Genomic DNA, 25,955 nt, shown 5'->3' on the forward strand with positions numbered 1-25,955 from the left:
CGGAAACCGGGCGGGTCTACGGAGGCCGGAGCAAGCCTCGGAGGCCAGGCGGGTGCGATCGCGCGGCCTCAGGCTGCCGGAAAGCTGAGGCCGGGCGAACCCATCGGGCCGGGCGAACCCCGCAGGCCACGCAGGCATCGGAAACCGGGCGGGTCTACGGAGGCCGGAGCAAGCCTCGGAGGCCAGGCGGGTGCGATCGCGCGGCCTCAGGCTGCCGGAAAGCTGAGGCCGGGCTGGCTCAGGACGCCGCCGTGCGCAGCCCGTGGAGGTCGATCTGTTCCGTCTCGTCGTGGGCCGTGAGGTCGATGACCTGGCCGACCCCACGTGCCGCCTCGTCCATGCGCTTGAACCGCGCCTCGGACTCGGCCTTGTGCAGCGCCAGCGCCTCCTGCCCGACCACGTCGGCGAGGTCCTCGTTCTGCACGGCCTCGATGACGTCCGCCTCCTTCTGCGTACCGAAGAAGTCGAACCCGCCCTCGACGGCCGTCCGCCGCCGCGGCGCCGCCGGGACGACGGCAACGGCGGTGGGCACGGTGAAGTGACCGGGCGGCCGGACCGCCGGCAGCGCGGGCTCCACGGGCTCCGGCGACGTCTCCGACCGCGCGGGAACAGGCGCGGCCGGAGAGGGGGCCTCCGGTGCGGGCCGGGCGGTCGCGTGCTCGTCCACGTCGACCGCCCCGGGCTTCCCCGCCGGGTCGTCCTCCTCGGCGGTCACGACCGTAGCCCGCTCCGCCTCCGCCTCCGCCTCGGCGGAACGTCCCTGCCCGGTGCCACCGCCGTTCGGCCCGTCCGGGTCGTCCTCCGGCGAACCGCCCTTGCCGGAACCGTCCTTCACCGACAGCCCTTTGGCGGGCTGCTCATCGGACGCGTCGGCGGACTCAGACGCATCGCCCGGCCCGCCAGGCCCGCCGGCCTCCACGGCAGCCCCCGCGCCGTCCCGGTCCTCACCCTCGCGCCGGCCCGGGGCCTCGGTCCCGTCCGCATCGTCGGCCCCGTCCGTCTCGGTCTCCGTCACGGTCCCGTCCGCCTCGGCCTCCGTCGCGGCCTCGCCGCCGGCCCCTGCCTCGGCCTCTGTCCCGGTGTCCGCGTCGCTCTCCGTGTCGGCCCCGCTGTCCGCTTCCGCCGCAGCCTCGGCCTCGACATCGGCCTCCGCCCCGGCGACGGCCTCCGTTTCGGCGACGGCCTCCACCGCGGCGTCCGCCCCGGTGTCCGCCACGGCCACGGGCCCGGAATCCGCCCCCGCTCCGCTCTCCCCGTCGGCCGAGACCCGTCCCGTGTCCTTCACCGAGGCCCGCTGGGTGATGATCCGCTCCAGCGCCGAGTTCGCCCGCAGCCACAGCGAGGAACCGGCCGGGGAGAACACTCCGAACGCGGGCTTCCCGCCCTCGCCCGGCACATCGTCGACGTCCTCGGCCTCGTCGTCGGCGTCGTCGGCGACCGCATCCGCGCCGACCGCGCCCCCACGGGCCGCCCAGGGCGCCCCCGCCGCGGGAGCCCCCTGCGGGGGCACCGTCGACCGGGCGGCGGTACGGCCCCTAGCCGCGTCCGCCGTACCGGCCCCGGAGGTCGTGCCGGGCGCCCCCGCCGTGTCCTCGCCACCGGCCGTCAACTCCCGTGCCCCTTCCGGGGCCGTCGCCTCGATCTCCAGCAGGCGGCGGCCCTCCAGGGCGCTGGCCCGCTCGGTCTCGGCGGTGGCGTACCGGCGCAGCAGCGCGGCGTGTTCGTTGCGCAGGTTCGCCAACTCGGTCCGCTTGGCGCGGAGCTTGTGCTCCAGCTTGGTGCGCAGCTCGCGGGACTCCTCGAGGTCCGTCTCCAGTTCCGCGACCCGCTCCTCGTGGCGCCACTCGTCGCTCGCCCGCGCGCGCGTGAGGTCGGCGACGCGTTTGCCCGCCTCGACGTCCCAGCGGCGCATCACCGCGGCGCCCACGGCCGCGGTGGCCGCCGCGACGGCGGCGGCGACCCGGAGCACCGCTGGCTCGGAGAAGACCCAGGGCCCGAGGGCGCAGACGAGCGAGACGCCTGCGATCGCCGTGGGGGGCAGCAGCCTGTGCAGAGGCGGTGAATGGCGGTGACGTCCACGTGGCATGGCCAGAAACTTACCGCGCGTAGGCGAATCATGGTGCCCCGGGCCGTAAAAACTCAGCCGCCCCTCTCACCTCTCACAAGCCCTCACAAGCTCCCTCACCACCGGGGCACCATTGCGCTCACCGGCGGCTCCTCTACTCGATCAACTCCCGTCATTCCAGATACGCCTTGGCCACATCGCGCTCTTTCGCCCCCGCGCAATTCCACGGAATTGCCGACCGGCCCGGAACCCGCCCCTCACCGGTCGCCGAGCCGTCCGCTGATCCATTGCAGCGTCGCCGGAATCTCCCGGCGCCACGTGTTGAAGTTGTGTCCGCCGCTGTCGAGGATGATCGACGAGATCCGCGTCGGCCGCTTCTCCTTCGCCAACTCGATGAAGTCCAGCGTGGCCTTGTAGTTGACCTCTCCCTGCTTGCTGCTGGTGACGAGGAGAGAGGTGTCGGGCGCCGGCCGGTGCTTCAGGTACCAGAACAGATCGGCCTCGTTCTGAAGCGTCCTGTTCCCCTGAAAGAGGTCACCGGTCGTCGGGTCGAGCGGCGCCTTGTAGTACGGCGAGAGACCGGCCCCGGCGGCATACGTGCCGGGGTGGTGGACGGCGAGCTTCAGCGCGCAGTACCCGCCGGTGGAGTCGCCGATGACACCCCAGCTGCCGGGCTTCGCGCCGACGCGGTAGTGGTGGCCCACGGCGTCCGGCAGGTCCTCGGCGAAGAACGTCTCGGTCTGCGGCCCGCCCGGGACGTCCACGCACTCGGTGTCGCGCGGCGGGGCCACGGTCGGCCGCAGCATGACCAGGATCATCGGCTGCGCCTTGCCGTCGCGGGCCAGCGCGTGGGCCGTCTGCGGGAAGTGCAGGCCCTTGATGAGCGCCTCGGCGGTACCCGGGTACCCGGTGAGGACGACGGCCGCCGGGAAGCTGCGGGTGCGGTACCGGGACTGGAAGTACTCCGGCGGCAGATAGACGTACGCCGGACTCGCGATCCGTGAGACACGGCCCACGATCTCGACCTTCTGGATCTGGCCGCCGACGTCCGGCCGCCCGCCGCCCTTCACGTTCACCTGCCGGGTGCCGAGGACCCGCAACGGCCCCCCGGTCTCGGCGTCGTCGTGGTCGACCACCACGCCCTGACCGGTCTCCCGGCCGAAGAGATCGGCCCAGCTGGCGTAGAACCCGAAGGCCTGGTTCGCGGCGAGGCCGATCGCCGCGAAGACGGCGACCTGCGTGGCCAGCAGCACCCCGATCCGTCCGCACACGGCCCGCCAGCCCCGCCGTGCCAGCCTCGGCCACAGCCACACCGTGCCGACGAACAGCAGCACGGCGGACAACACCGCCAGCACCAGCACCTTGTTGCTCGTTAGACCCATCGGGTTGTCCCCCGCCGCCCTTTCTTTCCCTGTCTTTCCCTGCCCTTTGGTTCAGCTTTCCGATGGAGAGTGAACCTCCGTGGCCAAGCCACCGTCCTAGAGGGCGCAATGTCGCCGGGTGCCGGAAATGGCACCGGATCCAAGCTCTCTTGCGGAACTACGGGATGCGATGTCTGTCAGGACAGATGGGGAAATGTCGGGTGGGGTTCCGGTCCGGTCGGACCGACTCCCGATGAGCGCCGCCCAGCGCGCACGCGGTCTGCTGCGCGGGCCGCGTCCCGAGGCGGTGCCCGCTCTGGTCGCCCGGGCCTGCACGCTCGTCGGACTCGTGGACATCGCCGCCGGCGTGTTCCCCCGCTTCCGGCACAGCCGTATGCACGCGCTGGCCGAGGTGCTGCCGGGCGCCCTCGGCCCGTTCGCCGCGGCCCTGTCGCTGAGCGCGGGAGTCCTGCTCCTGCTGCTCGCCCACGGGCTGCGACGCCGGAAACGGCGGGCCTGGCGCGCCGCCGTCGTGCTCCTCCCGGCCGGCGCGATCGCCCAGTTCACCTACCGCCACTCGCTCGTCGGCGTCCTCGTCTCGCTGGCGCTGCTCGTCCCGCTGCTGCGCCACCGCGACGAGTTCCGCGCCCTTCCCGACCCCACCAGCCGCTGGCGGGCGCTCGCCAACTTCATGCTGATGGGCACCGGTTCGATCCTCCTCGGCCTGATCGTCGTCAGCGCCCACCCCGGGCGCATGGTGGGCGACCCGAGCCTCGCCGACCGGCTCGAACACGTCATCTACGGCCTGTTCGGCTTCGAGGGCCCGGTCGACTACGCCGGCAACACGTCCTGGACGGTCGCCTTCTCGCTCGGCGCCCTCGGTCTGCTGACCGCCATCACCACCATCTACCTCGCCTTCCGCCCCGAGCACCCGGCGGCCCGCCTCACCTCCGACGACGAGGCCCGGCTGCGTACCCTGCTGGCCAAGCACGGCGGCCGTGACTCCCTCGGCCACTTCGCGCTCCGCCGCGACAAGGCGGTGGTGTTCTCGCCGAGCGGCAAGGCGGCGGTGACCTACCGCGTGGTCTCCGGTGTGATGCTCGCCAGCGGCGACCCGATCGGCGACGTCGAGGCCTGGCCCGGCGCCATCGAACGCTTCATGGACGAGGCCAAGGCCCACTCCTGGACCCCCGCCGTCATGGGCTGCTCCGAGACCGGCGCCGAGGTGTGGACCCGCGAGACCGGTCTCGACGCCCTCGAACTGGGCGACGAGGCGGTGGTGGACGTCTCGGATTTCTCCCTCGCCGGGCGCGCGATGCGCAACGTGCGTCAAATGGTGAAGCGCATCGAGCGCCTCGGTTACGAAACCCGGGTACGGCGCGTCCGTGACCTCGGCGAGGCCGAGCTGGACCGCGTCCGCCGCGCCGCCGAGGACTGGCGCGGCACCGACACCGAACGCGGCTTCTCCATGGCCCTCGGCCGCATCGGCGACCCGGACGACGGCGACTGCCTCATCGCCACGGCGCACAAGGCGGACGAGGCCCCCGGGCCCTACGGCGACCTGAAGGCCGTACTCCACTTCGTGCCCTGGGGACCCGACGGCGCCTCCCTGGACCTGATGCGCCGCGACCGCTCCGCCGACCCCGGCATGAACGAACTCCTCATCGTGGCGGCCCTCCAGGCGGCTCCCCGCCTGGGCGTGCAGCGCGTCTCCCTGAACTTCGCGATGTTCCGCTCGGCCCTGGCCCGCGGCGAGAGGATCGGCGCGGGCCCCGTCCTGCGCGCCTGGCGCGGGTTGCTCGTCTTCCTGTCCCGCTGGTTCCAGATCGAGTCGCTCTACAAGTTCAACGCCAAGTTCCGCCCCCGCTGGGAACCCCGCTTCGTCGTCTACGCCGCCTCCCGCGACCTCCCCCGCATCGGTCTCGCCGCCATGCAGGCCGAAGGGTTCGTCAACCTGGCCCTCCCCCGCGTCCTCCGCCGCCGCCCCAGGCCCCCGGCCCCCTGCGCCCACGCCGGACGCAACCACGACCTGAACGAAAGAACCGCCCAGGCGGCCTGACCCACCCCGAACAGCCTGAGCGAGAGCCCCACCACCCGTGCCGAGGGGCTCTCGCTCGGGTCATGAACGGATCGACCGGGGTCAGGCGGCCCGTGCCGCGCCCCCGTCGGTGTCGTCGTCCTCCGGGAGCTTGCACACACGCTCCAGGAAGAAGGCGGCCGCTATGACGCCGATGCCCGCGAGGACGGAGAAGCCGGCGTAGATGGCCTGGTCGCGGCGGGCCGGGACCTCCAGGGACTCCAGCAGGAAGACACCCACACCCCCGTAGATACCGCAGACCAGGGCGGCGACTAGGGCGCTGGCCTGGCCGAAGACGACGGCGCGGGCGGCCATCAGGGGGTCGACCCCCTTGGCGTCCGGCTGCCGCTCCCGCTGGGCCTTGAGTCGGCTGCGGATGGAGAGCGCCGTGGCGGTGAGGACGGCGGCGATCAGGGCCAGGACGATGGGCGCGGCCAGCGGCACGCTGGGCAGGGTGCCCACCGAGTTCCACAGCCGGGCCCCGGCCCAGGACAGCACCCCCGCCACGACGAACACCGTGGCCAGCGTCCTGATGCGCAGCTCTTTCACGATGCCCTTTCGACGAGCCTGGTGGTCCGCGGACACCGGGATCCGCGGGCGTCGGACGGTCGGCCCGAGCGCCGGACCCGGTGGCGTCGGGTGACGATCCCGACCTGGTAGACCTTAACGACTACTCGGGCAGGTGGAGTTCCAGGTCGGCGCGGGGCGACACGCCTTCGCGGGTGAGGCCGTCGAGGAGCCGGGCCACCGGGCCGCGGCCCGCGAGCTGCGCCTCCGGCTCCACGTCGTGCCAGGGCGCGAGGACGAAGGCCCGCTCATGAGCACGCGGGTGCGGCAGGGTGAGCACCGGGTCGTCGGAGACCACGTCGGCGTAGGCCACGATGTCCACGTCCAGGGTGCGGGGCCCCCACCGCTCGTCGCGGACCCGGTGGAAGGCCTCCTCGACGGCCTGGGCGCGCTCCAGGAGGGACGACGGGGGCAGGGTGGTCTTCAGCACGACGACCGCGTTGAAGTACGAGGGCTGGCTGCCGGGCGCCACGCCCCACGGCTCCGTCTCGTACACCGGCGACACGGCCTTGATACGGACACCGGGCGTGTCCTCCAGCGCGTCGATGGCCCCCTGGAGGTTCTCCAGGCGGTTGCCCAGGTTGGAGCCGAGGGAGAGCACGGCGCGCCGCGGGTTCTGGAGGGTGGTGTCGGCCTCGTCCACCCGGCGCACCACGGAGGCGGGCACCGGCTGTACGGTCGGGTCGCTCTGACCCCGGGTGAAGAACGCGGTCATACTCGGCTCCGGGTGATGGTGACGGTCACGTCGTCGAAGGGGACGGTGATCGGGGCGTTCGGCTTGTGGACGCTCACCTCGACCTCCTGGACCCCCTCGTGCCCCAGGCACGCCCGGGCGATGCGCTCGGCGAGGGTCTCGATGAGATTCACCGGCTCGCCCTCGACGATGCCCACGACCTCCTCCGCCACGATCCCGTAGTGCACGGTCTTCGCCAGGTCGTCGTCGGCCGCGGCCGGCCGGGTGTCCAGGCCCAGCGTGAGGTCCACGACGAAGGTCTGGCCCTCCTCGCGTTCGTGCGGGAACACCCCGTGGTACCCGCGGGCCCTCAGGCCGCGCAGCGCGACACGATCCACGCGAATCACTCCTGCAGTCGTCGGTATCGGCCGATGTCTTCCGGGCGCGGTCGGCACACCGGCCACCTCGAATCTACCTGCGGGCACTGACAGCGCCTGCCCGGGGAGCCCGCGCCCACTCCGGGAGGCGAAGGGTTCACCGGGCGATGTCCCGCGGGGAACACGATGGCTCACGGTCCGGGCGCCGCCCATACCCGCCCGCCCGTGTTCCCCGTCACGTCAGGACCCCGGACCGGGCCCCTCCGCTCAGGAGGGCGACTCCTCGCCGTCGTCGTCGGCGGATTCGGTGAGGACGGGAGAGGCGTGGTGCGACCACAGCCGCCAGCCGTCGGCCGTGCGGCGGAACACGTTCGTGGCGACGACCAGCTGTCCGACGAGCGGCCCCGGTTCGTCACTGCCGTCCGGCGCCGGCGCGCCGCTGAGGATGTTCTCCGTGCAGGTCACCAGCGCGGTGTCCCCGGTGACCGAGACATGCACGTCGGTCAGGAAGAACTGGATGTACTCGGTGTTCGCCATGATCAGCGCGTACGACCGCAGCACCTCGCCGCGGCCGGTGAGCACCGGCCAGCCTGGGTGCACGCAGGAGATCACGCCTGTCTCGGCGGGGTCGTGGTACTCCTCGTCCACGCCCAGGTCGGCGGGGTCCAGCCAGAGCGAGGAGAGCGTCTCGAAGTCGCCCTGCTCCATCGCCTCGTAGAAGGACCTGTTGGCGAGTTCCACCTGCTCGACATCGGTGTGGGCCGAACTCACCGCTCCGTGGCTCCTTCGATCGCGCGGGCGACGCGGACGGCGTCGGCGGTGGCGCGCACCTCGTGCACGCGGACGGCCCAGGCGCCCTGCTGCGCGGCGATGGCCGAGACGGCGGCGGTGGCGGCGTCGCGTTCCCGCGCGGGCGGCGGCGAGCCCTCGGGGCCGGCCAGCACCCGTCCGAGGAACCGTTTGCGGGAGGCCGCGACGAGCAGGGGGTGGCCGAGCCCGTGCAGCCGGTCGAGGTGGGCGAGGAGGGCGAGATCGTGCTCGGCGTCCTTGGAGAAGCCGAGACCGGGGTCGACGATGACGCGGTCGGGGGCGACACCGCCCTCCAGAACGGCCTCCACGCGCACGTGCAGTTCGTCCACCACCTCGGAGACGACGTCCTCGTACACGCCCCTGACGTTGCCGCCCTCCAGGAAGCCGCGCCAGTGCATGACCACGAAGGGGGCGCCGGCGTCGGCGACGACCGGGATCATCGCCGGGTCGGCGAGTCCGCCGCTGACGTCGTTGACGAGGGCCGCTCCGGCCGCGAGCGCCTGCTCGGCCACGGAGGCGCGCACGGTGTCCACGGAGACGGTGACGCCTTCGGAGGCCAGGCCCCGTACGACGGGGACGACCCGCCGGAGTTCCTCCGTCTCGTCGACGCGGGTGGCGCCGGGTCGGGTCGACTCCCCGCCCACGTCGACCAGGTCGGCGCCCTCCGCGACCAGTTCCAGGCCGTGCTTGACCGCCGACGTGGTGTCGAACCAGCGGCCGCCGTCGGAGAAGGAGTCCGGGGTGACGTTCACGACGCCCATGACCGCGCAGCGGTCCCACAGGGGCATACCCGCCACCAGGCCGCGCCGGTTCAGCTTGCTCATGCGACAAGCCTAGGGGCTGTCGTCAAACTCCCGCCGGGACCGGTCAGCGGGCCATGATGAGGCTCATCGCCTCGTTCCGCGTGGCGGCGTCCCGCAGCTGCCCGCGCACCGCCGACGTTATGGTCTTGGCGCCGGGCTTGCGGATGCCCCGCATCGACATGCACATGTGCTCGCACTCCACGACCACGATCACTCCACGCGGCTCCAGGATCTCCATCAGCGAGTCGGCGATCTGCGTGGTGAGTCGTTCCTGCACCTGCGGCCGACGGGCGTAGACATCCACGAGACGGGCCAGCTTGGACAGCCCGGTGATCTTCCCGCTGGTCGCCGGGATGTAGCCGACGTGGGCGACGCCCCGGAACGGGACGAGATGGTGCTCGCATGTCGAGTACACCTCGATGTCCTTCACGAGCACCATCTCGTCGTGCCCGATGTCGAACGTCGTGGTCAGCACGTCCTCGGGCTTCTGCCACAGCCCCGCGAAGATCTCCTTGTACGCCCGCGCCACCCGCGCGGGCGTCTCCCTGAGCCCCTCCCGGTCCGGGTCCTCCCCGACCGCGATCAGCAGCTCCCGTACGGCGTTCTCGGCGCGCTTCTCGTCGAACTCGCCGATGGTGCCCTCGCCGTCCAGCGTCACGGGGTCGGTCATGTGGTGCCTCGCTCCTGCAGCCTGTGACGCGTGCGGCTGACGCGTCTGTTTACGGCCATATGACAGTGCCGCGCCCCCCAGGCTAGAACCAGGGGGGCGCGGCATCCATTCCGGGCCTGGTGAGGTGGGAGGCTCCGGGAGCACTGGCTCCCGGTGGCCGGATCTCACCGGGTGGGCGTCAGCTCTCGGGACGCTCCTCGGTGGTCGCCTCGACGGTGGACTTGGCGGTGATCGCCGGCGTCGCGCCGTTGGCGCCGTTCGTCAGTGCGAGTTCCTTGGGGGAGAGCACCGGCGGACGGGTCGAGGGGGTGCGGCGGGAGGAACCGGTCCAGGCGGGCCGGGGCGGGCGCTTGACGACGGGGGCGAAGATCTCGGCGATCTGCTCCTTGCCCAGCGTCTCCTTCTCCAGCAGCTGGAGCACCAGGTTGTCGAGGACGTCGCGGTTCTCGACCAGGATCTCCCAGGCCTCGTTGTGCGCGTTCTCGATGAGCTTCTTGACCTCTTCGTCCACCAGCGCGGCGACCTCTTCCGAGTAGTCGCGCTGGTGAGCCATCTCACGGCCGAGGAACGGCTCGGTGTTGTCGCCGCCGAACTTGATGGCGCCGAGACGCTCGGTCATGCCGTACTGGGTGACCATCGCACGGGCCAGGTTGGTGGCCTTCTCGATGTCGTTCGCGGCGCCGGTGGTCGGGTCGTGGAACACCAGTTCCTCGGCGGCGCGGCCGCCCAGCATGTAGCCGAGCTGGTCGAGCATCTCGTTGCGGGTGGTCGAGTACTTGTCCTCGTCCGGCAGGACCATCGTGTAGCCGAGGGCGCGGCCCCGGGACAGGATGGTGATCTTGTGGACCGGGTCGGAGTTCGGGGAGGCCGCCGCCACCAGGGCGTGGCCGCCCTCGTGGTACGCGGTGATCTTCTTCTCCTTGTCCGACATGATCCGGGTCCGCTTCTGCGGGCCCGCGACCACGCGGTCGATCGCCTCGTCCAGCATCTGGTTGTCGATCAGCTTCTTGTCGCTGCGGGCCGTCAGCAGGGCGGCCTCGTTCAGGACGTTGGAGAGATCGGCACCCGTCATGCCGGGGGTGCGGCGGGCGACGGCGGACAGGTCGACGTCGGGCGCGACCGGCTTGCCCTTCTGGTGGACCTTGAGGATCTCCAGGCGGCCCTGCATGTCCGGGCGGTCGACGGCGATCTGCCGGTCGAAACGGCCGGGGCGCAGCAGTGCCGGGTCGAGGATGTCGGGGCGGTTCGTCGCGGCGATGAGGATCACGCCGCCCTTGACGTCGAAGCCGTCCATCTCGACGAGCAGCTGGTTCAGGGTCTGCTCGCGCTCGTCGTGTCCGCCGCCGAGGCCGGCGCCGCGGTGGCGGCCGACCGCGTCGATCTCGTCGACGAAGACGATCGCGGGGGCGTTCGCCTTGGCCTGCTCGAACAGGTCGCGGACCCGGGAGGCGCCGACACCGACGAACATCTCGACGAAGTCGGAACCGGAGATCGAGTAGAAGGGGACGCCCGCCTCGCCGGCGACGGCGCGCGCGAGGAGCGTCTTGCCGGTGCCGGGCGGGCCGTACAGCAGCACACCCTTGGGGATCTTGGCGCCGACGGCCTGGAACTTGGCGGGCTCCTGGAGGAACTCCTTGATCTCGTGGAGTTCCTCGACGGCCTCGTCCGCACCGGCGACGTCGGCGAACGTGGTCTTCGGGGTGTCCTTGGTGATGAGCTTGGCCTTGGACTTCCCGAAGTTCATCACTCGGGAGCCGCCGCCCTGCATCTGGTTCATCAGGAACAGGAAGACGACGACGATGAGGACGAAGGGGAGCAGGGACAGCAGGATGCCGACGAAAGCGTTCTGCTTGGTCGGGGAGACGGTGTAGCCGTCGGGGATCTGCTTGTTCTGGAACTTGTCCTGCAGGGTGTTGGCGAGGGTCACACCCTGGTCGCCGATGTAGCTCGCCTGGATCTTCGAGCTGTCCTCGATCTTCTCGCCGTCCTTGAGCTGGACCTTGATGGTCTGCTCTTCGCCGGTGGTCAGCTTGGCCTCTCGGACCTTGTTGTCATTGATCGCCTGGACGACCTGGCCGGTGTCCACCGTCTTGTAGCCGCCGGACGAGCCGACGACCTGCATCAACACGACCACGGCAAGGACGGCCAGCACGATCCACATGACTGGCCCACGGAAGTATCGCTTCACGTCCATCCATACGGAGCGGTGCCGCCCCGTCCCTCCTGCCATAGTGAGTTTGATAAAGACTGTTCTTCGGACGGTACCCCAGCATTGTCACCCGAAGCCGCGTAGGACCGATGGCACCCCGTCCTCGCCTGCTCCAACGGCTTGAAACCCGCTGGGGTTCCCGAGCGTCTCAGTAAGACTGCCCCGCGCTCGTCACGAGGGCGTTTCAGCCGCCGTAGACATGGGGCGCGAGCGTACCGACGAACGGGAGGTTGCGGTACTTCTCGGCGTAGTCGAGGCCGTAGCCGACGACGAACTCGTTGGGGATGTCGAAGCCGACCCACTCGACGTCGATGGCGACCTTGGCGGCCTCCGGCTTGCGGAGCAGGGTGCACACCTTGAGCGAGGCGGGCTCGCGGGAGCCGAGGTTGGAGATCAGCCACGACAGGGTCAGGCCGGAGTCGATGATGTCCTCGACGATCAGGACGTGCCTGCCCTTGATGTCGGTGTCGAGGTCCTTGAGGATCCGCACCACACCGGAGGACTGGGTGCCCGCCCCGTAGGAGGACACGGCCATCCAGTCCATGGTGACCGGGGTGGACAGCGCCCGGGCGAGGTCCGCCATGACCATCACCGCGCCCTTGAGGACTCCGACGATGAGCAGGTCCTTGCCCGCGTACTCCGCGTCGATCTTCGCGGCCAGCTCGGCCAGCTTCGCGTCGATCTCTTCCTTGGTGATGAGTACCTGCTTGAGGTCGGCACCCATGTCTTTCGCGTCCACCCGCATCACTTTCGGTCGTCCCAGGGCCGCTGCCGAACGCTTCTTCCTCTGTGGGCCCGGGGCCCGGTCGGGGCCCCTTCGGCGTCCGGTTTCAGCCTTGCCGAATCACCAGTCTGCCACCCTGGCGCTGGGCGACGACCCGGCCGGGGAGATTGATGGCTCCCTGGCCCCGCCATCCGGTGATGAGCCGGTCGATCTCCTCGATGTGGCGGGCGAAGAGGGAACCGGCCGGAGCACCGGCCTCGATGGCGGCGCGGCGCAGGATGCGACGGCGTACGGCGGGGGGCAGCGCGTAGAGCTTGGCGCACTCCAGGAGGCCCGCGGCGTCGCGGACGGAGGCTTCGGCCTGGCGGGCCCAGGTGTCGAGGGCGTCGGCGTCGTCGCGGGAGAGCTGGGCCGTACGGGCGAGGGCTTCGACGACGCCCTTGCCGAGGGCCTTCTCCAGGGCGGGCAGGCCCTCGTGGCGGAGGCGGGAGCGGGTGTAGGCGGGGTCGGTGTTGTGGGGGTCGTCCCAGACGGGGAGGGACTGGACCATGCAGGCCTTGCGTGCGGTCTGGCGGTCGAGTGCGAGGAAGGGGCGGCGGTAGCGGCCGTCGGCCCCCGAGACCGCGGCCATACCGGACAGGGAGCGGATGCCGGATCCCCGGGCGAGGCCGAGCAGCACGGTTTCGGCCTGGTCGTCGCGGGTGTGGCCGAGGAGGACGGCGGCGGCGCCGTGGCGTTCGAGGGCGGCGTCCAGAGCGGCGTAGCGGGCGTCGCGGGCGGCGGCCTCGGGGCCGCCGTCGCGGCCGACGGTGACGGCGACGGACTCGGCCGGGTCGAGGCCGAGTCCGCGCAGGCGCAGGACGACTTCCTCGGCGCGCAGGTCGGAACCCGGCTGCAGTCCGTGGTCGACGGTGATGCCGCCGGCGCGGATGCCGAGCTTGGGAGCCTCGAAGGCGAGGGCGGAGGCGAGGGCCATGGAGTCGGCGCCGCCGGAGCAGGCGACGAGCACGAGCGGCGGGAGCGCGGGCTCGTGCGAGGGGGGCCCGCCGGGGGACGGGGGCTCCTCGGACGCCGCCGGGGCGGGCACGACCTCGGAAGGTACGGCCGAGCGGGGCGTGGACGCCGGTTGTGCGCCGGTCAGAGACAGCGCGCCCGGGGTCGCGAGAGCGGGCGTGCGACGGGTGGTGTTCGTGTTGTGTTCGGTGAGGATGTCATGGAGTACGCGGCGCACCGCCAGGCGTATCGCCGCGACCGCGGGGTGGGGACCCATGTCCGGTTCCCTTCACGAAATTGTCGGGGGGTGAGGCCGAGGTCGGTCACTCAGAGTGTGTAGATGGTGACAGACCCGGGCCGTTCCCCGAGCATCGCACGCCTACCCCTCGCTCACGGTCCCTCGGACGGGTGATTGGAGAGGCGTTCGCCTGCCGTCGGCCGGATTCGTTCACCACGCTCGCGCGCGGCTCACGACTCCGCCTTTCGGTGCACCCGCGCGACCCAGTCCGCCGGTTTGGCGATCTCCGCCTTCGTCGGCAGGGTGTTCGGAGAGGTCCACACCCGGTTGAAACCGTCCATGCCGACCTGCTCGACGACCGCTCGTACGAACCGTTCGCCGTCCCGGTACTGCCGCAGTTTGGCGTCCAGGCCGAGCAGCTTGCGCAGCGCGACGTCCAGTCGTGAGGCGCCCTTCGCGCGCCGCTGCTGGAACTTCTCGCGGATCTCGGAGACGGAGGGGACCACCGCGGGGCCCACGCCGTCCATGACGAAGTCGGCGTGCCCCTCCAGAAGGGACATGACGGCGGTGAGGCGGCCGAGGATCTCGCGCTGGGCGGGGGTCTGCACCAACTCCACGATCGAGTGACCGTCGTCGCCGACCTCTCCCTCGGGACGGCCCCCGGCGAGTGACTGCGCGGCCTCCCGGATGCGTTCCAGGACCGTCATGGGGTCGACCTCGGTCTCCTGCAAGAAAGACTGGATTTCACCCTCGAGGTGGTCGCGCAGCCAGGGGACGGCCGTGAACTGGGTCCGGTGGGTCTCCTCGTGGAGGCAGACCCAGAGGCGGAAGTCATGGGGCTGGACGTCGAGTTCGCGCTCGACGTGGACGATGTTCGGGGCGACCAGCAGGAGCCTGCCGCCGCCGTTCTCGCCCGCGGGCAGTTCGCGGGTAGCCGGGGCGAACGTCTCGTACTGGCCGAGGACCCGGGAGGCCAGGAACGACAGCAGCATGCCGAGTTCGACGCCGGTGACCTTGCCGCCGACGGCGCCCAGCACGGCCCCGCCGGTGGTTCCGCTGCGACGTTCCTGCATCTTCTCCAGCAGCGGTTTGAGCAGCTCCCGGAACCCGGCGACGTTCGCCCGGACCCAGCCCGGGCGGTCGACGACGAGGACGGGTGTGTCGTCGGCCTGGTCGGGGAGCATCCGCGTGAACGCCCGGACGTGCTCCTCCGAGGCCTTCGCGTGCCGGCGCAGCTCGGCGACGATGGCCCTGGCCTCGTCGCGGCTCACCTCGGGGCCCGGCCGTACGAGCCGGGTAGCGGTCGTCACCGCGAGATTCCAGTCGACCATCTCGGCACCACCGATGCGCGTCATGTTGTCAACCGTACGGGAGCGCTGCGGGTTGGGGCAGGCCGCGCGACAGGTGGGGGGCGCCCTGCGTGGGTGGGCAGGCGCAGGAGGGTGGGGGCTGTTCGCGTAGTTCCCCGCGCCCGTTCCAGGACCGCGGCCCGTTCGGGGATTCGCGGTCCTGGGTGGGGTGTGGCCCTTCTCGGGGTCAGCGGCAGCCGCAGTCGGCCAGGGCCGAGGCCGCCGTGTCCAGGGCGGCCTGGGCGGCGTCGCGGTTGGTCGTCTCCGTGGCCATGAAGGCGAAGGCGAGGAGGCGGCCGTCGGCGTCGACGACGGTGCCGGCCAGGGTGTTGACGCCGGTCAGGGTGCCGGTCTTGGCGCGGACGAGCCCGGTGCCGGTGGAGTCGGCGGGGTACCGGGTGCGCAGGGTGCCCGTGAAGCCGGCGACGGGGAGGCCGGTGAGGACCGGGCGGAGTTCGGGGTGGGAGGGGGACGCGGCGGCGGCGAGGAGCGAGGTGAGGAGGGCGGGGGTCAGCCGGTCGCCTCGGCTCAGACCGCTGCCGTCGGCGAAGGCGATGTCGCCGAGGGGGACTTCGAGTTTCTTGAGTTCCTTCCTGATCGCCGCGCCGCCGCCCTCGAAGCTGGCCGGTTCGCCGGAGGCCAGGGCGACCTGGCGGGCCAGGGCCTCGGCGATGTCGTTGTCGCTGTGCGTGAGCATGCGCTCGACGAGGGTGGACAGGGGTGCCGAGGACACGGAGGCGATCTCCTCGGCCTTCCCGGAGGCCGTGACGGGGCCCGCGGCGGAGCTCTTCGTCGTCTTGACGCCTCGCTCCTCCAGGAGGTCGGCGAACGCGCGGGCGGCGTCCGCAGGCGGGTCGAGGCTGCGGTCGGCCGTGCCACTGGTGGAGTCGTCCAGGCGGGCCTCGTCGACCATGAGGGCGGTGACGGGGGCGATGTTGACGTCGCGGCCGATGGCGTGGAGCTCGGGTCCGTCGTAGAGGGAGGTGTCGTAGGTGAGCGTGATCTTCTTCAGATGGCGCTTCGCGAGGGCGGCGGCGGTCCGGTCGGCGAGGGTGCGCAGGCTCGCGTAGCCCCCGGCGTCCTTGTGGGCCGTCAGGGTGGGGTCGCCGCCGCCGACGAGGACGACCTCGTCCGAGTCCGGCTCCAGGACGACCCGGGTCTTGATGCGGTGGTCCGGACCGGCCGCCGAGAGGACCGCCGCGCCCGTGGCGATCTTGGTGGTGGAGGCGGGCGTCAGCGCCTCGTCGGCGCCCTTGCCGTACAGCAGCTCGCCGGTCCTCACGTCGACGACGGCGCCCGCCCGGCGGGGGCCGAGCGCCGGGGCGTCCAGGAGCGGGTCGAGGACGGCGGCGAGGGCGTCGCCGCCGGGCGCGGAGTCCGCGCCGGAGGCGCCGCCGAGGCCGGTCAGCACGGAAGGGGCGCTCGGTGCGGGCTTGGGCGCCCCCTGGGCCGACCCGGACGACCCACCGGCATCACGACCGTGATCTGCGCCACCCTCGTGACCGTGCGATGCGGCCCAGTCGCGCTCGGCCGTACGCTGGCCGGTGGAGTCCCAGGGCCCGGCGGCGAAGACGGCGCCGGCCGAGAGCACCAGCCCCAGGGTGGCCGCACCCGCGGTGAGCTGGAGGTTCGTGAGGTTCTTCGTGCTCCCCATGAGTTGCGAAGAGCGCGCGCCGACGGCGCTCGTGACGCGTACGACACCGGGTTTCACCACCTGTGCGACGCGCGCGGCACCGGGTTTCACGGCGTGCGTCAGCCGCACGACACCCGGTTTCACGGCGCGCGCGACCCGCACCACATGCGGTCTCGCGGCCCGCCAGACCTTCGGCTCGGGCACGACCACCAGCCCCTTTCGCGATCACACACCTGCGTGAGGGACACTTAACCACCAGAACTATGTGTTGATCATGGAGGAGCCACCGGTGGAGTTCGACGTCACGATCGAGATTCCGAAGGGTTCGCGGAACAAGTACGAGGTGGACCACGAGACCGGTCGGATCCGCCTGGACCGTCGGCTCTTCACCTCGACCAGCTACCCGGCCGACTACGGCTTCGTCGAGAACACGCTCGGCGAGGACGGCGACCCGCTGGACGCGCTGGTCATCCTGGAGGAGCCGACCTTCCCCGGCTGCCTCATCAAGTGCCGCGCGATCGGCATGTTCCGGATGACCGACGAGGCCGGCGGCGACGACAAGCTGCTGTGCGTCCCGGCGTCCGACCCGCGTGTGGAGCACCTGCGTGACATCCACCACGTGTCGGAGTTCGACCGCCTGGAGATCCAGCACTTCTTCGAGGTCTACAAGGACCTGGAGCCCGGCAAGTCCGTCGAGGGCGCCGACTGGGTCGGCCGCGCCGACGCCGAGGCCGAGGTCGAGAAGTCGTACAAGCGCTTCAAGGAGCAGGGCGGTCACTGACCTCCCGGCCCTTGCCGGCCGCCGTACCGAACGGGCCGCGTGTCCCCTTGCGGGACGCGTGGCCCGTTCGCGTACCGGTGTGTCATGCCGCGCATACTGAGGGGTACTGGAGCTGTCGTACAGGGAGCACCGCGGAGTGGGAGTGACGGGACGCGAGGACCGCAAGCCGGTGTCGGACGAGGCGGGCAGCGCCTTCGCCGCCGTGAGGGCGGCGGGCCGGTCGGGGCCGGTTCCGGGGATCGACGGCGAGTCGTCGGTGACGTCCGAGTTCGCGATCCCCGCCGGGCTGGACGTGCCGCCGGCCGCCGTGGAGCCGGAGTCGCAGACGACCTCGGAGTTCGCCCTGCCGCGGGGGCTCACGCCGCCCGAGCCGGTGGCCTGGGAGCAGGAGGGGTCGGCGTTCAGTACGCCGCGGACGTATCACGCGAAGCACGCGCCGCCCGCGTTCACACCGCCGGGCGGGATGCCGGCCGTCAGCCTGACCAAGGACGTGCCCTGGCAGGACCGGATGCGGACGATGCTGCGGATGCCGGTGGCCGAGCGGCCCGCGCCGGAGCCGGTGCGGGCGGAGGGCGAGTCGGGGCCCGCCGTGCCGCGTGTGCTCGACCTGACGCTGCGTATCGGGGAGCTGCTGCTCGCCGGCGGTGAGGGCGCGGAGGACGTGGAGGCGGCGATGTTCGCCGTGTGCCGGTCCTACGGTCTGGACCGCTGCGAGCCGACGGTGACCTTCACCCAGTTGTCGGTGACGTATCAGCCGTCGCTCGTGGACGACCCGGTCTCGGCGTCGCGCATCGTCCGGCGCCGGGCCACCGACTACACCCGGCTCGCGTCCGTCTTCCGGCTGGTGGACGATCTCAGCGACCCGGAGAACGTGATCTCGCTGGAGGAGGCGTACCGGCGGCTCGCGGAGATTCGGCGCAACCGGCACCCGTATCCCGGCTGGGTGCTGACGGCCTCCAGCGGGCTGCTGGCGGGCGCCGCGTCCACGCTGGTCGGCGGCGGCGTGGTCGTGTTCGTCGCGGCGGCGCTGGGGGCCATGCTGGGCGACCGGCTGGCGTGGGTGTGCTCGGGGCGGGGGCTGCCGGAGTTCTACCAGTTCCTGGTGGCGGCGATGCCCCCGGCGGCGCTCGGGGTGGCGCTGACCGTGGCCGACGTGGACGTGGAGGCCGCCGCCGTCATCACCGGTGGGCTCTTCGCCCTGCTGCCCGGGCGGGCGCTCGTCGCGGGCGTCCAGGACGGGCTGACCGGCTTCTACATCACCGCCTCCGCCCGGCTGCTGGAGGTCATGTACCTCTTCGTGGGCATCGTGGTGGGGGTGCTGCTCGTCCTGTACTTCGGGGTGAGCCTGGGGGCCCAGCTGAACCCGGACGCGGAGCTGAGCACCGCCGAGCGGCCCGTGCTGCAGCTCGCGGCGTCGATGCTGCTGTCGCTGACCTTCGCGGTCCTGCTCCAGCAGGAACGATCCACCGTGCTGGCGGTGACCCTCAACGGGGGTGTGGCCTGGTCGGTGTACGGGGCGATGCACTACGCGGGCGGGATCTCCCCGGTCGCGTCCACGGCGGTGGCGGCGGGGGTCGTGGGGCTGTTCGGCCAGTTGCTGTCCCGGTACCGGTTCGCGTCGGCGCTGCCCTACACGACGGCGGCGATCGGGCCGCTGCTGCCGGGTTCGGCGACGTACTTCGGGCTGCTGGCGTTCGCGCAGAACGACGTGGACGCGGGGCTGGTGTCACTGACGAAGGCGGCGGCGCTGGCCATGGCGATCGCCATCGGGGTTAATCTGGGGTCGGAGTTGTTCCGGCTGTTCCTGCCGGGGGCGGCCCGGGCGGGGCGCAAGGCCGCGAAGAGGACCAGGGGATTCTGAGCGCCCGACGGCTCGGGGTGGCGCGAAAGCGGCGGCGCCCCTGAGGTGCAGGGGCGCCGCCGAAGCGGAGTGCGTCAGTACTGCGGGTAGTTCTGGCCCTGGCCCTGGTAGCCCTGGTTCTGGTCATGCGGGTACTGGTTGCCCTGCGGGTACTGGCTGCCCTGGGGGTACTGGTTGCCCTGGGGGTACTGCGGGGCGTAGGGCTGCTGTTGGGGCTGCTGGTAGCCGTAGTCCTGGTGGCCGCCGTTGTCGTAACCCTGGTCCGGATAGCCCTGGTGGCCCTGCTGCCCCTGGTGGCCCTGGTTGTCGTGGCCCTGGTGCGGGTCGTACTGCTGCCGGTGCGGGGCCTGGTGGGGGTAGGGCTGGGTCTGGTCGGCGGACGGGATACGGCGGAGCTGGGTCGTCGCGTCGTCCATGACCGGGGCGGCCGGGGGCTGTTCGGGCTGGTTCTTCTTCGCCTTACGGGCCTTCAGCAGCTCGATGATGATCGGGAGCACCGAGATGAGGACGATGAGGATCAGCATCGCCTCGATGTTCTTGCGGACGAAGTCGATCTGGCCGAGCCATGCGCCGAGGAGCGTGACGCCCGCGCCCCAGAGGACGCCGCCGACGACGTTGAAGATCAGGAACGTGCGGTACTTCATGCCGCTGACGCCGGCGATGATCGGCGTGAAGGTGCGCACGATGGGCACGAAGCGGGCCAGGACGAGGGACTTCGGGCCGTGCTTCTCGAAGAACTCGTGGGCCTTGGTGACGTTCTCCTGCTTGAAGAGGCGGGAGTCCGGCCGCTTGAAGAGGGCGGGACCGACCTTCTTGCCGAACATGTAGCCCGCCTGGTCGCCCAGGATCGCCGAGACGCAGATCAGCGCGATGGCCGCCCACAGCGGGAAGTCCAGCACATCGGTCGCGATCAGCATGCCGGCGGTGAACAGCAGCGAGTCACCCGGCAGGAAGAAGCCGATGAGGAGGCCGGACTCGGCGAACACGATCACGAGCAGGCCCCAGATGCCGAACGAGTCGAGCAGGTAATCCGGGTCCAGCCAGCTCGGTCCGAGGGCGATCGTCGTCACGGTTCCGGGCTCCTGGGGGGTGAGAGACAAGTGAGGACCTGTGGGTGAGGACCCACAGGGGTGACCAAAGCTATCAACGCATGGTCACCCCCCTAGGTTCCACTCGCTCGTCCAGGGTGCCCTGTGCCCGCCCTGTGACCAAGCCGTGCGGTCAGGGGCGCGAACGGGCGGCGTTGGCCGCGATCGCCTCCCTGAGGTGCTCGGCGAGCCCCGGGCGCATGGAGTCGTAGAACGCCTTGAACCGCTCGTCGGCGACGTACATCTCGCCGAGGGACCGGTGCATCTCGTAGGGGCATTCGTAGAACCAGCGGCAGATGTGGCGGCGGTGCTCCTCGGCCAGGTCCATCGCGGCCTCGCCGGTCGGCGGTTCGCCTGCGTCCATCAGGGCGTCGTAGCGCGCGCCCCAGTCGGCCACCTCGGCCTGCATGCGTTTCCAGTCGTCCTTGGTGTACGAGGCGGCGCGGCGCTGCGACTCGGCGTACGCCTCCGTGCCGCCCCAGCGCTGTTCGGCCTCGTCGGCGTACTGCTCGGGGTCCTTGTCCCCGAAGACCTCGAACCGCTCCTCGGGCGTGAGGTTGATTCCCATCTTCCGTGCCTCCATGGCGTGCTCCACGGCCGCGGCCATCTTCTGCAGCCTCTCGATCCGGGCGGTCAGCAGCTCGTGCTGGCGGCGCAGGTGGGCCCGCGGGTCCGCCTCCGGGTCGTCGAGCAGGGCCGCGACCTCGTCGAGGGGGAAGCCGAGCTCGCGGTAGAACAGGATCTGCTGGAGCCGGTCGAGGTCGGCGTCGCTGTAACGGCGGTGCCCCGCGTGGGTGCGTTCGCTCGGTACGAGCAGGCCGATCTCGTCGTAGTGGTGCAGTGTGCGCACCGTGATCCCGGCGAATCCGGAGACCTGTCCCACGGTGTGGCTCATGCTCCGCTCCTCCCTTCCGGTTACGCCGTCCAGCCTGGGTCCTCACGTCGCGTGAGGTGCAAGTCCCCCGTACCGGACCTACCGTCGAAGACATGCCACTGCACCGATGGGACACCACGGCCCCCGACGCCGGGCGGGACGACGGCGACCGGCGGCGGATCGCCATGAACCCGTTCTACGGCGCGGCCGACCCGGTCGCCGGCATGACCGAGGCGCCGCCCAGGCACCGGCTGCCGGACGGGCCGCTGACGCCCTCCACGGCGTATCAGCTGGTCCACGACGAACTCATGCTGGACGGCAACGCGCGGCTGAACCTCGCCACCTTCGTCACCACCTGGATGGAGCCGCAGGCCGGCGTCCTGATGGGTGAGTGCCGGGACAAGAACATGATCGACAAGGACGAGTACCCGCGCACGGCCGAGCTGGAGCGGCGCTGTGTGGCGATGCTCGCCGATCTGTGGCACGCGCCGGACCCGGCCACGGCCGTCGGCTGCTCGACCACCGGGTCAAGCGAGGCGTGCATGCTCGCCGGAATGGCCCTCAAACGGCGGTGGGCGCGGCGCAACGCCGACCGGTACCCCTCGGCGGACGCCCGGCCCAATCTGGTGATGGGCGTGAATGTGCAGGTCTGCTGGGAGAAGTTCTGCACCTTCTGGGAGGTGGAGGCCCGGCAGGTGCCGATGGAGGGCGACCGGTTCCACCTCGATCCGGCGGCGGCCGCCGCACTGTGCGACGAGAACACCATCGGGGTGGTGGGCATCCTCGGCTCGACCTTCGACGGGTCCTACGAGCCGATCGCGGAGCTGTGCGCGGCGCTCGACGAGCTGCAGGAGCGCACCGGGCTGGACGTGCCCGTGCATGTCGACGGGGCGTCCGGGGCCATGGTGGCGCCGTTCCTCGACGAGGACCTGGTGTGGGACTTCCGGCTGCCGAGGGTGGCCTCGATCAACACCTCGGGGCACAAGTACGGACTGGTGTATCCCGGCGTGGGCTGGGCGCTGTGGCGGTCGCCCGCCGAGCTGCCGGAGGAGCTGGTGTTCCGGGTGAACTACCTGGGCGGCGACATGCCGACCTTCGCGCTGAACTTCTCCCGGCCGGGCGCCCAGGTCGTCGCGCAGTACTACACCTTCCTGCGGCTGGGCCGCGAGGGGTTCCGGGCGGTGCAGCAGTCCACCCGGGACGTCGCCACCGGGCTCGCGGAGCAGGTGGCCGCCTTCGGTGACTTCCGGCTGCTCACCCGGGGCGACGAGCTGCCGGTGTTCGCCTTCACCACCACCGACGACGTCACCGCGTTCGACGTGTTCGACGTGGCACGGCGGCTGAGCGAGCGGGGCTGGCTGGTGCCGGCGTACACCTTCCCGGAGAACCGGCAGGACCTGTCCGTGCTGCGGGTGGTGTGCCGCAACGGGTTCTCCTCCGATCTCGCCGAGCTGTTCGTGGAGGACCTGGGGCGGCTGCTGCCCGAACTGCGCAAACAGCCGCACCCGTTCACCCGCGACAAGGCCGCCGCGACCGGCTTCCACCACTAGTCGCGCTTTGTCCGGCCGAGCGTCGTCCGGCCGAGCTTCGTCCGGCCGAGCTTCGTCTGATTCCGGGCCCCGCCCCGGGGCTACTCGCTCAGGCGCGCGAACCGCCGTACCGCCAGCGGGAAGAAGACGGCGGTCAGGGCCAGGGACCAGGCCACCGCGAGGAGGCCGGCGTGCTCGGCGGCCCAGGACGTGGCGGTGACGCCCGAGCCGTTGCCGAACAGGTCCCGTACCGCCGTGGCGGTGGCCGAGAGCGGGTTCCACTCGACGGCGGCCCCCAGCCACGACGGCATGGTCTCGGGGGTGGCGAAGGCGTTGGAGAGGAACCCGACGGGCCAGACCAGGATCTGCACGGCCTGCACCATCTCGGGTTTCCCGGCGACCATCGCGAGGTGGATGCCGATCCACAGCATGGCGAAGCGGAAGAGCAGCAGCAGGCCCACGGCCGCGAGGAAGGCCCCGGCGCCGCCGTGGGCCCGCCAGCCGAGCGCGTACCCGACGCCGAGCATCACCGCGAGGTTCAGCGCGGACTGGAGCATGTCGGCGGTCGCACGGCCCACGAGGACCGCGCCGCTCGCCATCGGCATGGACCGGAAGCGGTCGATGACGCCCTTGTTGAGGTCCTGGGTGACGGCGATCATGGTCCCTTCGAGCCCGAACGCCATGGTCAGCGCGAGCATGCCGGGGACCAGGTAGGAGATGTAGTCGCCCTCGATGCCGCGGCCGCCCCCGAAGAGGTAGCCGAACATCAGCAGCATCATCACCGGGAAGACCAGGTTGACCAGGGCCTGGACCGGCTGCCGCGCCCAGTGGGCGAGTTCGCGGCGGGTCATGGTCCAGGAATCGACGAGCGCGTACGTGGTCACGCTGCCTCCTTCACTCGGTGGTGCCCGGCCCGGCCGTCCTCGGTGAGGTGCAGGAAGACCTCGTCGAGGGTCGGGCGGCGCAGGGCGATGTCCTCGGCCTCGATCCCGGCGTCCTCCAGGGCCCGTACGACACCGGCCAGGGCCGTCATGCGGTCGGTGACCGGGGCGCTGAGGCGGCGGCGGTCTGCGTCCACGGAGACGTCGCCCTTCGGGACCGGCAACAGGGCCACGGCGGCGCCGAGTTGGCCGGCGTCGCGCAGGACGACGTCGATACGGTCGCCGCCGGTCAGGCGTTTCAGCTCGTCGGCGGTGCCCTCGGCGACGACACGGCCGCCGTCGACGACCGAGATGCGGTCGGCGAGCTGGTCGGCCTCCTCCAGGTACTGGGTGGTGAGCAGGACCGTCGTCCCGCCGCCGACGAGGGAACGGACGGAGTCCCACACCTCGGCCCGGCCCCGCGGGTCGAGGCCGGTGGTCGGTTCGTCGAGGAAGAGCACCTCCGGTGCGGCGATCAGGGACGCGGCGAGGTCGAGGCGGCGCCGCATGCCGCCGCTGTACTGCTTGACCGGCTTCCGGCCGGTGTCGGTGAGACCGAAGCGCTCCAGGAGCTCGTCGGCGCGTTCGCGCGCGCGGCGGGCGCCCAGGTGGTAGAGGCGGCCGAACATCTCCAGGTTCTGCCGGCCGCCGAGTTCCTCGTCGAGCGCCGCGTGCTGGCCGAGCAGGCCGATGCGGAAGCGCACCTCGCGCGGGTGTGCCACCACGTCGTGCCCGGCCACCCGGACGCGGCCCGCGTCGGGGCGCAGCAGGGTGGACAGGATGCGGACCAGGGTCGTCTTGCCCGCGCCGTTCGGCCCGAGTACTCCCTGCACCGTGCCGGGCGCGACCGCGAGGTCGAGTCCGTCCAGTGCCTTCTTGCCGCCGTACGCCTTGTGTGCGCCTTCGACGGTGATCGCCGTGTCGGCCACTGATCCCCACTCCCTCACTAGTCAAGCTTGACTACATAGCCACGGTAAGACAGTGCCGAGCATTGGTCAAACTTGATTAGCGGGTGTCCTCGGGGTGCCGCTGTCCCGTCGCGTACGGGTTCTCCTGGCCCTCGGTGAGGACGCCGACGAAGGGTTCGCCCTCCCCCGCGAAGGTGTAGGCGCCGCTGCGGATGCGCTCGATGAGACCCCGGGTCCACTCGGCGCCGGCGTCGGCGGAGTGGACCCAGAAGTTCATGATCTCGCCGATGTGGCCGAGCTGCCCGGGGCCGTCCTCGGGGGTGTAGTGGTCGGTGACGGCGTCGCGCCACTCCTGGATGGTCCGCACCCGCTCCTGGAGGAGTCCGAGCACCTCCTCGCGGTCGAGGTCGACCATGAAGCCGAGCGCCGCGGAGAGGACGTCCGGCTTCTGATTGTGGGCGACGAGGGACTCCCGCAGTAGGCCGAGGTACTCCGCGGTGCCCTTCTCCGTGATCTCGTACTCGGTGCGGGGCGGGCCGCCGGCGGTGGAGGGGGCGATCTCGTGCGCGTGCAGCAGTCCCTGTTTCGCCATCTGCTTCAGGGCGTGGTAGATCGAGCCGGGCTTGGCGTTGGACCACTCGTGCGCGCCCCAGTACTCCAGGTCGTTGCGCACCTGGTAGCCGTGGGCCCGCCCGTGCTGGCGCACCGCGCCCAGCACGAGAAGTCGGATCGCTGACATGGGGCCCAGCGTAGGACCCCGCGGGGTCACCCCCGGCTGCCGCCCTGCTCCCTCGCCACCAGCTCGAAGGCGGTCGCGCCGTCCAGCGACTCCCGGATGATGTCGGCGTGGCCGGCGTGCCGGGCCGTCTCGCGGATCAGGTGCAGACACAGCCAGCGCATCGAGAGCGTCTCGTCCGTCGGGTGCCAGGGCGCCGCCGGCAGTTCGAAGGTGTCGTCGAGACTGGGCACCGCGCGGATGAACGCCTCCGTCTCGGCGGCCACCTTCTCGTAGTACGCGAGCTGCTGCTCGACGGTCTCGTCGCCGACGAGGGTGAAGCACTCGTGCCAGTTCGACTCGTCCCGGTGCACCGCCGCGGGCTCGCCCTTGGCTCGGGCGATCCAGCCCTGCTCGACCTCGGCGACATGCTTGACCAGCCCGGCCAGGGACAGCTCGCTCGCGCTCGGCCGGCTGACGGCCTGTTCCCCGGTCAGCCCGAGCAGCGCGCGCCGCAGGCCGCCGCGCTGCTCCGCCAGGAAGGCCAGCAGCGCCCCTCGCTCGTCGCCCTTCGCCTCTGCCTGCACGTGCGTGACCATGACCGGCCGCCTTTCGTCGGGTCCGGGCTCCGCTGAGCCCCTCTGACACCTCCGAAGCTACGGACCCTTGCGGACAGATACGGTCCGCAAGGGCCAGGGGCGGTGCGAGATGCGGCGGACGATCAGCCGGA

23 protein-coding genes are annotated in these 25,955 nt (G+C 71.4%); 4 read left to right on the plus strand and 19 right to left on the minus strand.

The genetic code is table 11. The features are described 5' to 3' along the window. Positions 1–238: 238 nt before the first annotated feature. Both AC067N_RS09735 and AC067N_RS09740 read right to left on the minus strand, forming a co-directional pair. Entirely contained in the window at positions 239–2,086 is a 1,848-nt protein-coding gene (locus AC067N_RS09735) for a coiled-coil domain-containing protein (RefSeq protein WP_478678360.1), read from the minus strand. Positions 2,087–2,322: 236 nt separating this feature from the next. After that, entirely contained in the window at positions 2,323–3,447 is a 1,125-nt protein-coding gene (locus tag AC067N_RS09740) for an alpha/beta hydrolase (RefSeq protein ID WP_478678361.1), read from the minus strand. A gap of 193 nt (positions 3,448–3,640) precedes the next feature. Between AC067N_RS09740 and AC067N_RS09745 the strand changes: the two genes are divergently transcribed. Continuing rightward, positions 3,641–5,485, plus strand: coding sequence for a phosphatidylglycerol lysyltransferase domain-containing protein (locus AC067N_RS09745; RefSeq protein ID WP_478678362.1), 1,845 nt, complete (start codon positions 3,641–3,643; stop codon positions 5,483–5,485). An 81-nt stretch (positions 5,486–5,566) separates the two neighbouring features. Here AC067N_RS09745 and AC067N_RS09750 read toward each other — a convergent pair whose 3' ends face one another. From AC067N_RS09750 to dacB, 11 genes are all read right to left on the minus strand, one after another. After that, a complete protein-coding gene (locus AC067N_RS09750) occupies positions 5,567–6,052 on the minus strand; it encodes a DUF3180 domain-containing protein (protein ID WP_478678363.1) in 486 nt (161 codons plus the stop codon). Positions 6,053–6,173: 121 nt separating this feature from the next. Continuing rightward, positions 6,174–6,785 carry a 2-amino-4-hydroxy-6-hydroxymethyldihydropteridine diphosphokinase gene (folK, locus tag AC067N_RS09755; RefSeq protein WP_478678364.1) on the minus strand — a complete coding sequence of 204 codons (612 nt, stop codon included), beginning with the start codon at positions 6,783–6,785 and terminating at the stop codon, positions 6,174–6,176. After that, the gene (folB, locus tag AC067N_RS09760; protein WP_478678365.1) at positions 6,782–7,141 is read right to left on the minus strand and encodes a dihydroneopterin aldolase; all 360 of its coding nucleotides are present in this window, start codon (positions 7,139–7,141) and stop codon (positions 6,782–6,784) included. Before folB ends, folK begins: the two co-directional genes overlap by 4 nt. A 246-nt stretch (positions 7,142–7,387) precedes the next feature. Continuing rightward, positions 7,388–7,891 (minus strand): nuclear transport factor 2 family protein, encoded by a 504-nt coding sequence (locus AC067N_RS09765; RefSeq protein ID WP_478678366.1) that lies wholly within the window; start codon positions 7,889–7,891, stop codon positions 7,388–7,390. Beyond that, entirely contained in the window at positions 7,888–8,754 is an 867-nt protein-coding gene (gene folP / locus AC067N_RS09770; RefSeq protein ID WP_478678367.1) for a dihydropteroate synthase, read from the minus strand. Before folP ends, AC067N_RS09765 begins: the two co-directional genes overlap by 4 nt. Positions 8,755–8,797: 43 nt before the next feature. Beyond that, the gene (folE, locus tag AC067N_RS09775) at positions 8,798–9,403 is read right to left on the minus strand and encodes a GTP cyclohydrolase I FolE (RefSeq protein ID WP_189695682.1); all 606 of its coding nucleotides are present in this window, start codon (positions 9,401–9,403) and stop codon (positions 8,798–8,800) included. A gap of 178 nt (positions 9,404–9,581) precedes the next feature. Continuing rightward, on the minus strand, positions 9,582–11,597 hold the full coding sequence (ftsH, locus tag AC067N_RS09780; RefSeq protein ID WP_478678709.1) for an ATP-dependent zinc metalloprotease FtsH: 2,016 nt from the start codon (positions 11,595–11,597) through the stop codon (positions 9,582–9,584). Positions 11,598–11,796: 199 nt separating this feature from the next. Next, the gene (gene hpt, locus AC067N_RS09785; protein WP_055542655.1) at positions 11,797–12,357 is read right to left on the minus strand and encodes a hypoxanthine phosphoribosyltransferase; all 561 of its coding nucleotides are present in this window, start codon (positions 12,355–12,357) and stop codon (positions 11,797–11,799) included. 85 nt (positions 12,358–12,442) lie between these two features. Continuing rightward, positions 12,443–13,606 (minus strand): tRNA lysidine(34) synthetase TilS, encoded by a 1,164-nt coding sequence (gene tilS, locus AC067N_RS09790; protein ID WP_478678368.1) that lies wholly within the window; start codon positions 13,604–13,606, stop codon positions 12,443–12,445. 191 nt (positions 13,607–13,797) lie between these two features. Then, entirely contained in the window at positions 13,798–14,922 is a 1,125-nt protein-coding gene (locus AC067N_RS09795; RefSeq protein WP_478678369.1) for a zinc-dependent metalloprotease, read from the minus strand. Between the two features lie 181 nt (positions 14,923–15,103). Continuing rightward, positions 15,104–16,759 carry a D-alanyl-D-alanine carboxypeptidase/D-alanyl-D-alanine endopeptidase gene (gene dacB / locus AC067N_RS09800; protein ID WP_478678370.1) on the minus strand — a complete coding sequence of 552 codons (1,656 nt, stop codon included), beginning with the start codon at positions 16,757–16,759 and terminating at the stop codon, positions 15,104–15,106. 79 nt (positions 16,760–16,838) lie between these two features. Between dacB and AC067N_RS09805 the strand changes: the two genes are divergently transcribed. Both AC067N_RS09805 and AC067N_RS09810 read left to right on the plus strand, forming a co-directional pair. Further along, entirely contained in the window at positions 16,839–17,330 is a 492-nt protein-coding gene (locus AC067N_RS09805; protein WP_468098156.1) for an inorganic diphosphatase, read from the plus strand. A gap of 142 nt (positions 17,331–17,472) precedes the next feature. After that, the gene (locus AC067N_RS09810; protein WP_478678371.1) at positions 17,473–19,191 is read left to right on the plus strand and encodes a threonine/serine exporter family protein; all 1,719 of its coding nucleotides are present in this window, start codon (positions 17,473–17,475) and stop codon (positions 19,189–19,191) included. A 74-nt stretch (positions 19,192–19,265) separates the two neighbouring features. Here the strand turns inward: AC067N_RS09810 and AC067N_RS09815 are convergent, their stop codons facing one another. Beyond that, a complete protein-coding gene (locus AC067N_RS09815) occupies positions 19,266–20,261 on the minus strand; it encodes a DedA family protein (RefSeq protein WP_478678372.1) in 996 nt (331 codons plus the stop codon). 151 nt (positions 20,262–20,412) lie between these two features. Further along, positions 20,413–21,174 (minus strand): MerR family transcriptional regulator, encoded by a 762-nt coding sequence (locus AC067N_RS09820; RefSeq protein WP_478678373.1) that lies wholly within the window; start codon positions 21,172–21,174, stop codon positions 20,413–20,415. Positions 21,175–21,266: 92 nt separating this feature from the next. On the opposite strand from AC067N_RS09820, the gene gad reads away from it, so the two are divergent. Continuing rightward, positions 21,267–22,703, plus strand: coding sequence for a glutamate decarboxylase (gene gad, locus AC067N_RS09825; protein WP_478678374.1), 1,437 nt, complete (start codon positions 21,267–21,269; stop codon positions 22,701–22,703). 80 nt (positions 22,704–22,783) lie between these two features. Here gad and AC067N_RS09830 read toward each other — a convergent pair whose 3' ends face one another. The 4 genes from AC067N_RS09830 to AC067N_RS09845 form a co-directional block, all read right to left on the minus strand. Next, positions 22,784–23,533 (minus strand): ABC transporter permease, encoded by a 750-nt coding sequence (locus AC067N_RS09830; protein ID WP_478678710.1) that lies wholly within the window; start codon positions 23,531–23,533, stop codon positions 22,784–22,786. A 29-nt stretch (positions 23,534–23,562) separates the two neighbouring features. Continuing rightward, entirely contained in the window at positions 23,563–24,531 is a 969-nt protein-coding gene (locus AC067N_RS09835; protein WP_478678375.1) for an ATP-binding cassette domain-containing protein, read from the minus strand. 76 nt (positions 24,532–24,607) lie between these two features. Beyond that, on the minus strand, positions 24,608–25,249 hold the full coding sequence (locus AC067N_RS09840; RefSeq protein WP_478678376.1) for a PadR family transcriptional regulator: 642 nt from the start codon (positions 25,247–25,249) through the stop codon (positions 24,608–24,610). Positions 25,250–25,275: 26 nt separating this feature from the next. Beyond that, positions 25,276–25,824, minus strand: coding sequence for a DinB family protein (locus AC067N_RS09845; protein ID WP_478678377.1), 549 nt, complete (start codon positions 25,822–25,824; stop codon positions 25,276–25,278). Between the last annotated feature and the right edge of the window lie 131 nt (positions 25,825–25,955).

It is taken from the genome of Streptomyces sp. NPDC042364, from assembly GCF_056437585.1.

What these genes read in the sequence shown, in the direction of transcription:
- AC067N_RS09740 (WP_478678361.1), bottom strand. Translation starts at nt 3,447, where the DNA reads ATGGGTCTAACGAGCAACAAGGTGCTGGTGCTGGCGGTGTTGTCCGCC.
- AC067N_RS09820 (WP_478678373.1), bottom strand. Translation starts at nt 21,174, where the DNA reads ATGAGCCACACCGTGGGACAGGTCTCCGGATTCGCCGGGATCACGGTG.
- tilS (WP_478678368.1), bottom strand. Translation starts at nt 13,606, where the DNA reads ATGGGTCCCCACCCCGCGGTCGCGGCGATACGCCTGGCGGTGCGCCGC.
- folP (WP_478678367.1), bottom strand. Translation starts at nt 8,754, where the DNA reads ATGAGCAAGCTGAACCGGCGCGGCCTGGTGGCGGGTATGCCCCTGTGG.
- AC067N_RS09795 (WP_478678369.1), bottom strand. Translation starts at nt 14,922, where the DNA reads ATGACGCGCATCGGTGGTGCCGAGATGGTCGACTGGAATCTCGCGGTG.
- gad (WP_478678374.1), top strand. Translation starts at nt 21,267, where the DNA reads ATGCCACTGCACCGATGGGACACCACGGCCCCCGACGCCGGGCGGGAC.
- ftsH (WP_478678709.1), bottom strand. Translation starts at nt 11,597, where the DNA reads ATGGACGTGAAGCGATACTTCCGTGGGCCAGTCATGTGGATCGTGCTG.
- AC067N_RS09840 (WP_478678376.1), bottom strand. Translation starts at nt 25,249, where the DNA reads ATGTCAGCGATCCGACTTCTCGTGCTGGGCGCGGTGCGCCAGCACGGG.
- AC067N_RS09845 (WP_478678377.1), bottom strand. Translation starts at nt 25,824, where the DNA reads ATGGTCACGCACGTGCAGGCAGAGGCGAAGGGCGACGAGCGAGGGGCG.
- AC067N_RS09745 (WP_478678362.1), top strand. Translation starts at nt 3,641, where the DNA reads ATGTCGGGTGGGGTTCCGGTCCGGTCGGACCGACTCCCGATGAGCGCC.
- folE (WP_189695682.1), bottom strand. Translation starts at nt 9,403, where the DNA reads ATGACCGACCCCGTGACGCTGGACGGCGAGGGCACCATCGGCGAGTTC.
- hpt (WP_055542655.1), bottom strand. Translation starts at nt 12,357, where the DNA reads ATGCGGGTGGACGCGAAAGACATGGGTGCCGACCTCAAGCAGGTACTC.
- AC067N_RS09830 (WP_478678710.1), bottom strand. Translation starts at nt 23,533, where the DNA reads ATGACCCGCCGCGAACTCGCCCACTGGGCGCGGCAGCCGGTCCAGGCC.
- AC067N_RS09735 (WP_478678360.1), bottom strand. Translation starts at nt 2,086, where the DNA reads ATGCCACGTGGACGTCACCGCCATTCACCGCCTCTGCACAGGCTGCTG.
- folK (WP_478678364.1), bottom strand. Translation starts at nt 6,785, where the DNA reads ATGACCGCGTTCTTCACCCGGGGTCAGAGCGACCCGACCGTACAGCCG.